Origin of the sequence: Streptococcus sanguinis (genome assembly GCF_050225395.1) — a bacterium.
Taxonomy (GTDB): domain Bacteria; phylum Bacillota; class Bacilli; order Lactobacillales; family Streptococcaceae; genus Streptococcus.
In genome coordinates, this window is the sequence record NZ_CP071431.1 from 143,446 (window position 1) to 156,781 (window position 13,336).

Annotated in this window: 11 protein-coding genes; 10 read left to right on the top strand and 1 reads right to left on the bottom strand. The window is 42.0% G+C overall.

What is annotated here, in order from left to right; all coding sequences use genetic code 11:
• The first annotated feature begins 10 nt into the window (after window positions 1–10).
• From J1C81_RS00805 to J1C81_RS00845, 9 genes are all read left to right on the top strand, one after another.
• Window positions 11–844, top strand: a complete 834-nt coding sequence (locus J1C81_RS00805; protein WP_002916688.1) for a glycosyltransferase — start codon at window positions 11–13, stop codon at window positions 842–844.
• Between the two features lie 90 nt (window positions 845–934).
• Window positions 935–1,894, top strand: coding sequence for a glycosyltransferase family 2 protein (locus tag J1C81_RS00810; RefSeq protein WP_002916687.1), 960 nt, complete (start codon window positions 935–937; stop codon window positions 1,892–1,894).
• Window positions 1,895–1,899: 5 nt separating this feature from the next.
• On the top strand, window positions 1,900–2,823 hold the full coding sequence (locus J1C81_RS00815; RefSeq protein WP_002916686.1) for a LicD family protein: 924 nt from the start codon (window positions 1,900–1,902) through the stop codon (window positions 2,821–2,823).
• Entirely contained in the window at window positions 2,823–4,148 is a 1,326-nt protein-coding gene (locus J1C81_RS00820) for an O-antigen polymerase (protein WP_002916685.1), read from the top strand. Before J1C81_RS00815 ends, J1C81_RS00820 begins: the two co-directional genes overlap by 1 nt.
• Window positions 4,145–4,867, top strand: coding sequence for a 2-C-methyl-D-erythritol 4-phosphate cytidylyltransferase (gene ispD, locus J1C81_RS00825; protein ID WP_002899243.1), 723 nt, complete (start codon window positions 4,145–4,147; stop codon window positions 4,865–4,867). The genes J1C81_RS00820 and ispD overlap by 4 nt, the downstream gene beginning before the upstream one ends.
• Window positions 4,848–5,933, top strand: coding sequence for an NAD-dependent epimerase/dehydratase family protein (locus tag J1C81_RS00830; RefSeq protein WP_002916684.1), 1,086 nt, complete (start codon window positions 4,848–4,850; stop codon window positions 5,931–5,933). The genes ispD and J1C81_RS00830 overlap by 20 nt, the downstream gene beginning before the upstream one ends.
• A gap of 10 nt (window positions 5,934–5,943) precedes the next feature.
• The gene (locus J1C81_RS00835) at window positions 5,944–7,353 is read left to right on the top strand and encodes a lipopolysaccharide biosynthesis protein (RefSeq protein WP_002916683.1); all 1,410 of its coding nucleotides are present in this window, start codon (window positions 5,944–5,946) and stop codon (window positions 7,351–7,353) included.
• Window positions 7,354–7,814: 461 nt separating this feature from the next.
• The gene (gene galE / locus J1C81_RS00840) at window positions 7,815–8,831 is read left to right on the top strand and encodes a UDP-glucose 4-epimerase GalE (protein WP_002916682.1); all 1,017 of its coding nucleotides are present in this window, start codon (window positions 7,815–7,817) and stop codon (window positions 8,829–8,831) included.
• A 173-nt stretch (window positions 8,832–9,004) separates the two neighbouring features.
• The gene (locus J1C81_RS00845; RefSeq protein WP_002916681.1) at window positions 9,005–9,979 is read left to right on the top strand and encodes an acyltransferase family protein; all 975 of its coding nucleotides are present in this window, start codon (window positions 9,005–9,007) and stop codon (window positions 9,977–9,979) included.
• A 74-nt stretch (window positions 9,980–10,053) separates the two neighbouring features.
• On the opposite strand, the gene J1C81_RS00850 is transcribed toward J1C81_RS00845, so the two are convergent.
• The gene (locus tag J1C81_RS00850) at window positions 10,054–10,929 is read right to left on the bottom strand and encodes an RluA family pseudouridine synthase (RefSeq protein WP_002916680.1); all 876 of its coding nucleotides are present in this window, start codon (window positions 10,927–10,929) and stop codon (window positions 10,054–10,056) included.
• 176 nt (window positions 10,930–11,105) lie between these two features.
• Here J1C81_RS00850 and pbp2a point away from each other — a divergent pair, with 176 nt between their 5' ends.
• On the top strand, window positions 11,106–13,334 hold the full coding sequence (pbp2a, locus tag J1C81_RS00855) for a penicillin-binding protein PBP2A (protein WP_002916679.1): 2,229 nt from the start codon (window positions 11,106–11,108) through the stop codon (window positions 13,332–13,334).
• The last annotated feature ends 2 nt before the right edge of the window (window positions 13,335–13,336 follow it).

A 13,336-nucleotide genomic window follows, 5' to 3' on the forward strand; every position in this document is an offset into this window, starting at 1 on the left:
TTTAGGATGAATGGGGGGATTGTTAGTGAAATTTTCGGTATTGATGTCTGTCTATCAGAAGGAGAATCCGGATTTCTTAAGAAAGAGCCTAAATAGCGTTCTTATAGAGCAGAACCACAAGCCAGATGAGCTTGTCCTGGTAGAGGATGGGCCGCTGACAGAAGAGCTGTATCAGACGATTCAAGATTTCAAGGAAAAATTTCCAGAGATGAAAGTTCTACCTTTAAAGGAAAATGTCGGATTGGGAGAAGCTTTGCATCGGGGAGTTGAGGCTTGTTCTTATGACTGGATTGCTAGAATGGATACAGATGACATTGCGACACCGGACCGTTTCCAGCAGCAAGTGGACTATATTGAGCAGCATCCGCAGTTAGATGTTCTGGGTGGCAATATCATAGAATTTGACACGGAACCAGATCAAATAGTAGCAGAGAAACAAATGCCGCTTTCCCATGAAGAAATTATCAAAAGGTTGCAGCGGAGAAATCCTTTCTGTCACATGACGGTATTTTTCAAGAAATCATCTGTTTTAAAAGCAGGCAATTACAAGCCCCTGCCTTTAGTGGAAGACTATTATCTTTGGGTGAGAATGGCTGCTCAGGGCTGTCGTTTCGCCAATCTTAATCGGGTCTTGGTTTATGCTCGTGTCGGAAACGGCATGCATACAAGAAGAAGCCAGACAGAGCAGATTGCCAGCTGGAAAGTAGTCAATACTTTTTTGCTGTCACATGGTATGTTGAACCGAGGGCAATATTATCAAAATATGTTGATGATTCGTGCTTTTGTGGGAACACCTATTTGGATAAAAGCGTTCATTTATAAGTATCTGCTTAGAAGAAAGTAATGACTTTACAGACAGAGCAGTCTAGCTTAGATAGGGAGAAAGCTAGAAGTTAAGGGGACATAGGATGAAAAGTTTAGGAAGGAGAGAGAAATGATTTCTGTCGTGATGGCGACCTATAATGGGGCGGATTTTATTTTGGAGCAACTAGACTCTATCCGCACTCAAAAGCTGAAGCCTGATCAGGTCATTATCTGTGATGACTGTTCGACAGATCAGACAGTGGTGTTAATCAGGGATTACATCACCAAGCATCAACTGACGGATTGGCAGCTGATTGAAAATCAGGAAAATTTGGGTCATTATCGAACTTTTATAAAATTAGCGAGTTTGGCTGAGCATGATATTGTTTTTTTCGCTGATCAGGATGATAAATGGCTGCCTGATAAAACAGCTGCCTTGCAGAAAGTACTGTTAGAAACAGACGCTGCTATGGTGTATGGCCAGTCTTACTTGATTGATCAAAAAGGTCAGGTCATCAAGGAACCTAAGGTTTCAGGAGAATGTCGAGAAAGAAATCTAGCTTGGCTTCTGAAAAATTGGCCGTCAGGTTATCAGACAGCTTTTAGAAAGTCGGTACTGACTGATATTTTAGAGCAACAGTATACGGATTATCCTGGATTTGACTATCATGATGTTTTATTTGGTATGCTGGCTCCATTGTATGGAAAAGTTGTTTGCTTGGACAATCTTCTAGATCAGCATCGCATTCATCAGGCGAATGTAACCCAGTCTGCGTCGTCGCTCAGTTTTAATAAAACAAGGTTATCTAGGATTAACTATTTACAGAAGGTCATCAGTCGCTATGAGTCCGTGCAAAAAATCGCAGAGGAGCGACAGATTTCTGAGGCGGATCATCGCCAGCTTGCTAGGGCTTTGGCCTTGACCAATCTTAGACTGAAATTATTACAGTCTAGAAATCCATTTTGGGCTTTGGGCCTGATGTTTCAAATAAGGGAGTATCGAACAATAAAAGATTTCATCAGTGATTTAGTATACACCTACTCACTGAATGGAGTTGCTAGGAGATTATTGAAAAAGTTTGGGAGGTAAGAAAAATGAGAGGAACCAGTAAGATTGAATGGGAGTTGGCTTTGGGAGAACGCTTCAGCCCCATGTATCAAAAAATTACGGATGATAAATTAAAGGTTTTACAAAAAGCCTATTTACAAATGTATAAAAAATTTGATGCAGAATGTTGTCGGCATCATATTCATTCCTACATGGTTGCAGGGACCTTGATTGGTTCTTTGCGACATGGGGGCTATATCCCTTGGGACGATGATATTGACTTGGTGATGTTCCGAGAGGACTACAATCGCCTGCAGGAAATCTTTGCGGACAGCGAGGACTTCGAGCTGATTTCTCCTGCGGATGCGACAGACAGTGTCTTTAAGGTTCTAAAGCTGCAGAGCAAGTCACTGACCTACTATGATGTTTTGGGAGAAGGTTTCAGTAAAAAGAAACATCTTTATCTTGATATGCTGCCAATTGACTTTGTCCCAGAGAATAACATGCTTCGCAAGCTCAAGGGTCTTCTGTTCAGAGCCTTGGATTTGTCACATAACAGCTCGCGCTGCTATACGAAGTTTACTCCGCATCTGACCTATATGGCTAAAGAATCCAAAGAACTCAGACAAAATCTTTGGATCAGAAGACTGATAGGCTTCCCTTCTTTTATCATGGGACCGGCTAATATGTATAAGTTGATGGAAAAACTCATCCAGTCTAATAAGAAGACTTCAAAAATAACAATTGCTTATGGTGTAAAAGGTTATTTGGGAGAGACAATCGACTATGAAAGTTTCTATCCAGCTAAGAAGTATTCCTTCGAAGGCTATGAGTTCGACGGACCTAATGATGCGGACAAGTATCTGACCAATCGCTACGGTGATTACATGACACCGCCTGAAAGAAAAGAACAGACAGAACGTCATGTCAGACTGAGAGATAATTGGGTTGAATTAATAGAAGGAAGATAATGGTTTTTTTACTAATTTTGGGTGGCCTCTTCCTATTGTTTTTGACAATCAAAACAGTAGGAAGAGACTATGCTAACCCGGCTTTTATATACTTGGCAATATGGATGATAGCAAGCATTTTTACTGCATTTTATTCATCCAAATGGGGAGAGGGACTTTCTCTGATAACGGTCACTGTTATCTTTGTTGGGAATGCCATTTTTTTAATGGGAGTCCTCTTGTCATCGAATTTGTTTGCTGAGAGAAAGTTGGACGCCAAACCTAGTCAAATAAAGGTGAGTAATTTTTTCATTATTTTAGTTCTCTTGTTTTTGGCTTATGCGGTCAGGTTTATTTATTCCGATTTGCTTTACTTGGCAGCGCAGAGCAAGCAGGTACCTGGAGGATTGTTTAAAACCATTGAATTGGCTCGGCATATGACTACAAATTATGATTTCTCTCTTAGTCGTCTTAGCCTCAATTTGTTGCGGGTTAACTTTTCCTTAGGAATTGTTTTCTTCTACTTTTTCTGCGAGTCTATTTTTTCAGGAAAAGATGGCATTTTTTACAAGGGCAAGTTACTGCTGGTTAGTCTGATTTCTTTAGGTATTTCTCTCTTGTCTACTGGACGTACGGAGTTGCTGGGCTTGGTTGCAGGCTATGCTATTGTGTATATGTTATTTTTCTCGAAGTATTATTCGTGGAAAGACAGCAGGTATGGTGTGAAGCTTTTTCGCTCTTTGCTGATAATTGGCTTTGTATTCCTTGTCTTATTCATGGCGGTTGGAACCTTTGTTCTCAATCGAGTGGATAGTCAGGCAGAGTTTGGAATTTTGGATAATTTGGTTAAATATATGGGTTCTCCCATCCAGGCTTTAGACTACTATCTGAAAAATCCTACTCTTTATAGCGATAATCAAGTCTTTGGAGAAAATACTCTTATTGCTATCTATGGAACTTTGAAATCCCTTGGTCTGTCTAGCCATGAGCTGACACCTTTCTTGCCTGTTGTTCATTTTAACGACGATAAAACCAATGTTTACACCATTTATTACTACTTTATCAAGGATTTTGGCTATTTCTCAGTCCCTATCTTTCAGCTTTTATATGGCTTCTTTTACGGAAGTTTCTACTATTCTATCAAAAAACGCTATTTCACCCCGCTAAAGGTTATTGTTTTCGCTTTATTTGCGTATCCTTTGGTCATTTCATTCTTTCAGGAAACGTTGCTGTCATTGCTGACAACCCATATTAATCGGATTATTTATGCTTTTGTGATTTATATGGCAGCTGATTTACTGAGTAGAGTACGATTTACAACGAGAGGAAGGAAAGTATCGGTATGACGACATCAGCTCTGATATTCGCAGGCGGCACAGGCAGCCGCATGAATACCAAGACCTTACCCAAGCAGTTTTTAGAGTTGCACGGTAAGCCTATTATTATTCATACGATTGAGCATTTTGAAGACCATCCGGCAGTATCGGACATTGTGGTTGTCTGTGTAGACGGCTGGCTGGATTATTGCAGAGATTTATTAGCTCGATTCAATATTAAAAAAGTCAGTCAAGTGGTTCCTGGTGGAAAGACTGGACAAATGTCTATTTTTAATGGTCTATCTGTCTTACGGGAAAAGTACAAGAACGATGACGACTATGTGTTGATTCATGATGGTGTTCGCCCCTTGATTGACGGGGGAATCATTTCTAAAAATATTGAGGCGGCCAAAAAGTATGGGGCAGCTATTACGGTTAAGCCGGTTATCGAAACGGTTATTCAGGTCGATGAGGCGGATGTTATTAATCAGGTTATTGAGCGTTCCACTTGTCAGACAGCTGTCGCCCCTCAAACCTTCGCGCTTTCGAAGATTCACTCCCTGCATTTAAAAGCTCAGGCAGAGAATCAGTTTGATATGACGGATTCTGCGACACTGGCTCGTTATTTTGGACTCCCTCTGCATACAGTTATGGGGGGCAGCGAAAATATTAAAATTACGACTCCATCTGATTTTTATATTTTTAGAGCGATTTACGAAGCGCGTGAAAATGCACAAATTTTTGGTTGATATGGGAAATAATACAATTTTACAAAAGGATATGGAAGACCTAGCTACTGTCAGTCCTATTCTCATAGAACTGAGCAATGTTACAGTCTTGGTAACCGGAGCAACCGGACTTATAGGCAGGCACTGTATTTCCGCTTTGATGGCTTTAAATGATTTGTACGATGCCAACATCAGAGTAGTGGCCTTGGCGCGAAATCAGAAAAAAGCGGAAGATCTATTTCAAGATTTTTTACATAGTGAGAATCTGCAGCTAGTGTATGCTGACTTGCTGTCAGATTGGCAGATAGAGGAGGATTTGGATTATATTATCCATGGAGCCAGTGCGACGGACTCCTCTTTTTTCGTTGAGCATCCTGTGGAGACAATTGATCTAGCCGTAAATGGAACGAAAAAACTGCTGGAGATGGCTAAAAATAAGCAGGTTCGCAGTATGGTCTATCTCTCTTCTCTGGAAGTCTATGGGACGACAAATCCTGATGCTTCCAGCATTAGCGAGAAAGATTACGGTTATTTGGATCCAACCAGTGTCCGTAGCAGTTATTCGGAAAGCAAGCGCATGGCAGAGTCCTTGTGTGTAGGCTATTGTCATCAGTATCAGGTGCCTGTTAGAATGGCTCGTTTGTCACAAACTTTTGGCCCAGGTGTGAGCTATGAAGACAACAGAGTTTTTGCACAGTTTGCGCGTGCCGTTCTTGAAAAGAGAGATATTGTTCTCCGGACTAAAGGGGAAACTGTTCGGAACTATTGCTATACCAAAGATGCTATTGAAGCCATTTTTTACATTCTGCTGAAAGGCCAAGCAGGTCAAGCTTATAATGTCGCCAATAAAGAGACGGCTATTTCCATTCGTGAGATGGCGGAAATGGTTATTGAGCTAAGTGGTAGCAATGAAACGAAGTTAGTTTTTGATTTGGCAGAGGATGTGGAAAAGCTAGGCTATAATCCGACAGTCAAGATTCGTCTCAATACGGACAAGCTTGAGAGTTTGGGCTGGCAAGCTCATACTGATTTAGAAACCATGTTTTTACGTTTGATTGAGAGCATGGCAGCAGATAGGAAGGAATAGGAGGGCAAATTTGTCTGGTGGATTTAAAAAAATAATAGCTAATTTTTCCTATGTTGTCTTGTCCAATTTGCTGACAGTAATAGTTTCTTCTCTGGTTGTCTTGATTTTGCCTAAGATTATGGGTGTAGAGGAGTATGGCTACTGGCAACTCTATATTTTCTATTTATCCTATGCCGGTTTTGTTCATCTGGGCTGGGTGGACGGGATCTACCTGCGCTACGGTGGTTTGGAGTATGATGATCTGGATAAAGAAAAGTTTTTCTCTCAGTTTCTCATGCTTTTGATCTATCTGACAGGGATTGGAATTTTATTTTTCTTAGGAACTTCTGCCTTTATTAGAGATGAGAGCAGTCGGTTTGTTTTTATACTTTTGGTTTATACTATGTTGGTCACCAATCTGCGCTTTCTCTTTGTGTACGTTTTGCAGATGACTAATCGACTAAAGGAGAGTTCCTATGTTGTCAGTGGGGACCGACTCCTCTATTTACTGCTTTTACTGGTCTTTATTTTCGTGGGTTTTCGAGACTTCAAGATTATGGTCTATGCAGATTTGATTGGTAGAGTTGTTTCTCTTTTTTATGCCATGTATCTATGCCGAGATATGGCCCTGCGACCTCTCAATCAGTTTAAGCTTGATATACGGGAAACGGTTAGCAATATTGCTGTCGGTATCAATCTCATGCTATCAAATGTAGCCAGTATGCTCATTATCGGTACGGTTCGAATGGGGATTCAAAAGGTATGGAACATTGCTACATTTGGGAAAGTATCCTTGACCTTGAGCATTTCCAATCTGCTGATGACCTTTATCAACGCTATCGGTTTGGTCATCTTTCCGATTTTGAAACGGACGGACGAAAGCAAATTACCTAAGATTTACAATCAATTGCGGAATGTCCTTATGGTTCTTATGTTTGGTGTGCTTTTGCTGTATTATCCCCTGAAAATAGCTTTGGACAGCTGGCTGCCGGCTTACAGAGAGTCCTTGATATTTATGGCTCTAGTCTTTCCTATGTCTGTCTACGAGGGCAAGATGGCTCTGCTTATCAATACCTACTTAAAAGCCTTACGAATGGAGAGGCAGATTTTTAAAGTAAATGTAATTGCTATGCTCTTAAGCTTTGCTACTACCTTGATTTTTGCAGTTTTTCTGCGCAATCTGAATGCTACAGTTCTGTCTATCGTGCTGTTGCTGGCGACTAGGAGTATACTGGCAGAGCTAATCTTAGCCAAGAGGATGCAGATTGAGGTCGTCAAAGATATCTGGGTTGAGTTGCTAATGACACTTGTATTTATTGCTTCGAATTGGTTTTTATCAGTTTATCTAGCTGCTGCAGCCTACGGATTTGTCTATCTGACCTATACCATTTACAAATACCAAAGTTTGAAAGGTCTGCTCCAGCAATTGCGGGCTCGTTGATGCTTGAGAAATTATAAATAGTTTAACAATCTAAATGCTAAGCCCTGTCTGGGCTTTTTAGGTTTGTAATGTAGCGTTAGCATACAAAGCTACTTATAAAGTTACTCTGGCTACAATCAGTTTGCTGAAATATATATTATATATATTATATATAGTGGAAATGAAAGACAATTTTTCCAGTAACTTATTGCAGATTATGGTATTTTTTAAGAATAACTAGAAATTAGCTAAAATAATTCCTTTCTTTATGCCACTAAATATAAATGATTTTGCAAGTTATTTTATCATGAAGAGATTTCAAAAGACATCTGGAGAGCAGAGCTATAGGGTAGCAAATTAGGCTAGTTTTTGGTATTTTAAGTAAGTGCAGAATTTGGTGGTCAACTTTGGGAAGAGAAATACCTGTTAGTTGCAATAGTAAAATTAAAGAGAACGTGAGGATCAGCAAGAAGAGGTGTCCTATGAAAAAAATTTTAGTAACAGGTGGAGCGGGGTATATAGGCAGTCACACAGTGGTTGAACTAGTTGCAGCGGGCTATGAAGCCATTATCGTGGATAACTTTTCGAATAGCTCTCCAGAAGTGCTAGAGCGCTTAGAAACTATCACTGGTGTGAACATCCTGTTTTACAAGGGTTCGATTTCTGATAAAGATCTGATGAACCAGATTTTCGAAGACAATCACATTGATGCAGTCATTCATTTAGCGGCCTATAAATCAGTAGAAGAATCGGTGCGGGAACCACTTAAATATTACGAAAATAATGTCAGTGCTGGCATCTCTCTTCTCGAAGTTATGAAGGAGCAAAAGGTAGAACATATCATCTTTAGCTCCAGTGCCACGGTCTATGGAATGAATCATGGTTCATCCTTGACAGGAGATTTATCTACTTCAGCGACTAATCCCTACGGCCATACTAAGCTGATGATGGAGCAGATTTTGACGGATCTTGCTCTTGCATATTCAGATTGGTCTGTGACTAATCTTCGTTACTTCAATCCAATTGGTGCTCACGAGTCTGGTATGATTGGTGAGGCACCAAATGGAATTCCTCATAACCTCATGCCTTATATTACCCAGGTTGCAGTCGGTAAATTGCAAGAGCTTAGCGTTTTCGGAAACGATTATGATACGCATGATGGTACAGGGGTGCGGGATTATATTCATGTAGTCGATTTAGCCAAGGGCCATGTTTTGGCTTTGAAACATAATTTAGAAAATAAGGGGGTTGCTGTTTTCAATCTTGGCACAGGAATTGGTTATAGTGTACTGGATATGGTTAAAGTCTTTGAAAATGTCAATGGTGTGAAAATTCCTTATACTATCAAGGAGAGACGGCCTGGAGATGTGGCGACTTGCTATGCCGATGCAAGTAAAGCGAATGACATTTTGGGCTGGAAAGCCGAGAAAACTCTCCAAGATATGATGCGCGATTCTTGGAGATGGCAAAGCTCAAATCCTAATGGCTATGAAAGCTAATGTAGAATATCAGTCAGGTGAATAAAACTCTTCTGTAATAGTGCAGTATATAAGAGCTGTCTTCTCCCTCAGATACAAAACTTTTTAAAGAATGTCATCAATTGATATGTTTTTTAATGGGCATGTAATCTGGTCTTGATGAGCTGTAATAATAAACATGCTATAATGTCTGCATGAAGACTGAAAACACAACTTTGCACGCTTTTAAGGCCCTAGCTTGCTTTAGTATTGTTTCCTTACACTTTCTGCTGCCGGGGCAATTTGGCGTTTTTTATCAAATTGTGGCCCGCTTCGCAGTTCCTTTTTTCATGATGCTGTCGGGCTATTTTTCTTTTAATATTTCCAGAGATAAGGTCAAGTATCGTCTCAAGCAGATGCTCCTTTTGACAGCTGCCAGTCTCCTGTTTTACATGATTGTGCATTTTGTCAACCTAGTGCTGACCAGAGAACTAACAGAAAAGATGGCAGCTATAAACCTGTCTGATTTTGCGGACTTTTTCCTCTTTAACAGTCCCAGGGACTTGATTGGCTCGGCTGCTACACCGACTTGGTATTTGCTGGCTATTTCCTATATCTACACGCTTTATCTGGTTTTTTATAAGCATTTTCACCGCTTAACTAGCTTTGGTGTGTCCTTATTCTTGTTGGTCCTGGCCTTTTGTATTGAGTTCAATACAGATAGCGAATTTTACTATCGCAACTTCCTGTTTATGGGTCTTCCCTTTTTCATTCTAGGGATGCAGTTTGCCAAGCATCGGGATCGGATTTTAGCCTACGACTTGTCGTCTGTCAGGAAATGGGCGATTGGTTTGGGAATAGCAGGCTTGATTCTGCTTGAGTATTGTTTCATGGGTACGGAGTATGACCTCTATCCTAGTACCCTTTTGTCTTCCAGTGCAATTTTCTTCTACGCGGTCAGAAATGGGACCAATATTGATATTCCGATTTTGAATAATATTGCCAAAAAGTACGCCACCATGATTTATATCATCCATCCTTTTATTATCTTCATTTTCAGGTCGATAATGCCTCGGAATACTATTTATAGTTTTGGCTTTTTTATCATTTTCTTACTGTCTTATTTGCTGAGCATAGCTTTTCAGAAAGCCATCAGGCCCAGACTTATCAGTGCACTTCCGGCTCAGTGATGTAAGCTGTCATAGCTTATCCTCGCTTTGACTCCGAACTAAAAGCAACAGAGAATACTGTTGCTTTTCTTGGTCTATCTTGGGTTCAGACTGCTCAATACTTTTTCAAAACTGTCAGAGCGAGCTTCGACGGTTATTTTTTCTAGCGTAAAAGGGTGGGTGAAGGTCAGCCGATGGGCGTGGAGCATAAGCCGCCCTTTGGGCTGTGGATGATAAAGGGGATCGCCGACCAGTGGATGTCCGTGGTGACCTAGATGAACACGGATCTGATGGGTGCGGCCAGTCTTGAGTTGGCATTTGACCAAGGCAGCCTGCCCAAATTGCTTGAGACGAGTCACATGGGTCTCTGCATAGAGTCCTTTTCGGGGGTCAACCAGCCGTTTCCTGCGATCATGGCGGTCGCGGCCAATCTTGTCTTTATAGATAAGATTTTTAGCTGGTAACTTGCCTTGGACCAGAGCCCAATATTCGCGGCTGATTTCTCGCTTTTCCAACAGTCGATTGAGGATGGGCAGGACAAAGGGATTTTTGGCAAAGAGGACAGCACCGCTGGTTTCTTTATCCAGCCGGTGAACGACATAGCAGGTCTCACCGACATAGGCGGAAACATGATTAAGCAGGGCTAGCTCTGTTGGCTCATTAGCATGGGTTTTCATACCCTCAGGTTTATTGACGATGATGAGATGTTGGTCCTGATAGAGCTCTTCTACGAGTTCGCCATTTCCAAACAAGATTGTCTTTTGAGGGTAATCCTCTTCATCAAATATCAGGCAGATGTCATCTCCAGGTTTGACTACAGTCTGCCAGTTGATAGCTAGACCGTTGACGGACACATGCTTCTTGGTCCGCAGAAAGTGCCGAATTTTTCGCGGAATGAGAAATTGTTCTTCCAGCAGCTCTTTGACTGTCATGGCAGGCAGTCCATCTGGGATAGTCAGTGTAAATTTCATACATTTATTGTAGCAGAAAGCTAGAACTTTGAAAATAGGCAGTGTCGGATAAGACTTGCTGCAGAGGCTTTTAAACGGCTATTTAATATACCCTTTTTCTTAAAAATAACTAAAAATCAGACGGGAAATAGGGTACTTTCTTGTCTGCACCTAAATAAGGTGATAAAATAAGGTTTATGAAGAATTTAAAAGATTTGTTTGAAAAATTAGTAGATTATTTTACCATACAGAAACCTCAAAAAGAAGCAGCAGAGGAGGTAGAGCTGACAGAAGAGCAGGCTAAGTCTGGTCTCAGCCGTTCGGGCAAGACCAAGAAGAAACCTCTCTCTCAGCACCCTATCCGTCGTTTTTGGCGCAGGTTTCATCTGACCAAGATATTCCTGATTCTCGGCTTGACCTTTGGTCTGGTGGTCGGTGGCTATCTCTTTTATGTGGCTAAGACGACCAATGTCAAGGATTTGCAGAATGCCCTCAAAGCTACCACGCTCATCTTTGACAAGGATGGTAATGAAGCGGGAAGCCTGTCTGGTCAGAAAGGAACTTATGTTGAGCTGACCGAGATTAGTCAAGACCTGCAGAATGCTGTCATCGCGACAGAGGACCGGACTTTCTATGAGAATGGCGGGATTAACTACAGTCGTTTTATCCTAGCTATCCTGACAGCTGGTCGCTCGGGTGGGGGGTCTACCATCACCCAGCAGTTGGCCAAGAATGCCTATCTGTCTCAGGACCAGACCATCGAGCGGAAGGCCAAGGAATTTTTCCTGGCTCTGGAAATCAATAAGAAATACAGCAAGCAGGAAATCCTGACCATGTACCTCAATAACTCTTACTTTGGGAATGGGGTCTGGGGTGTGGAGGATGCCTCTAAGAAATATTTCGGAGTTTCGGCCAGTCAGCTTAGTCTGGACCAGTCAGCTGTTCTGGCCGGTATGCTCAAGGGACCTGAGATTTACAATCCGCTGTACTCAGTTGAAAATGCGACCAATCGCCGCAATACAGTGCTGCAAAATATGGTTGCTGCAGGCTTTATTGATCAGGGGACAGCCGATCAGGCTGCCGCTGTAGGAATCGGTGGCCAGCTGGTTGATGCTTATGCCGGTAAGTCAGAAGACTATCGATATCCATCCTATTTCGATGCGGTCATCAATGAAGCTGTCAATGACTACGGCTTGACTGAAGAAGAGATTGTTAATAATGGCTATCGCATTTATACTGAATTGGATCAGAACTACCAAGCTAGCATGCAGGTTATTTACAGCAATGTCTCTCTCTTTCCTGTAGCAGAAGATGGCACTATGGCTGAATCGGGCAGTGTTGCCTTGGATCCAAAAACTGGCGGTGTGCGGGCATTAGTTGGCCGAGTCAATAGTGCAGAAGGCTCGACTTTCAGAAGCTTTAACTATGCAACTCAGTCCTCTCGTAGCCCCGGCTCTACTATCAAGCCTTTGGTTGCTTACAGTCCAGCCGTTGCTGCTGGTTGGCCGACAGATAAGGAGCTGGATAATACCAGAACCACCTTTGGCGACTATACCATCAACAATTACGGCAATATCCAAAGCTCCCCTAAAGTTCCAATGTATCAAGCCTTGGCAGAATCTCTGAACATTCCGGCTGTTTCAACTGTAGACGAGTTAGGCATTAACAAAGCCTTTGAGTACGGGAAAAAGTTTGGTCTGAATATGGACAAGGTTGATAAGACTTTGGGCGTAGCGCTAGGAAGCGGAGTTACAACCAATCCAATGCAGATGGCGCAGGCCTACTCAGTCTTTGCCAATGGCGGTGTGATGAATGATGCCCATCTCATTACAAAAATTGAAAATGCCAGCGGTCAAGTTGTCAAGACCCATCGTCAAACCTCTACTCGGGTTCTTAATAGCTCGACTACTGACAAGATGAACAGCATGATGCTGGGGACTTTCTCGAACGGTACAGGTATCTATGCGGCTCCGTATGGTTATACAATGGCTGGTAAGACCGGTACGACTGAAACGGACTTTAACCCAGATTTATCTGGTGACCAATGGGTTATTGGTTATACTCCGGATGTGGTTATCAGCCAGTGGCTAGGCTTTCCAAAAACTGATGAGGCCCACTATCTAACTGGGACCAGTGCGAATGAAGCCTCGGCGGTTTTCCGAAATGTTGCCAATAGCATCCTGCCATATACAGAAGGAACTTCCTTTGAAGGGCAGAAGAATGCCTATGCTGCCAACGGCATTGCCCCTGTGGACACCTATGGTACCGAAGAAACGGGAACTACAACTGAAAACAAAGACTTCCTGCAGGACGTTCAGGACCGAGCTCAAAATCTGGTGGATGAAGCCAAGAAAGCCATTGATGACACTGGTATTCCTGAGAAAGCGAAAAACCTCTGGGATACTGTTACCAGCTGGTTTCAATAGGA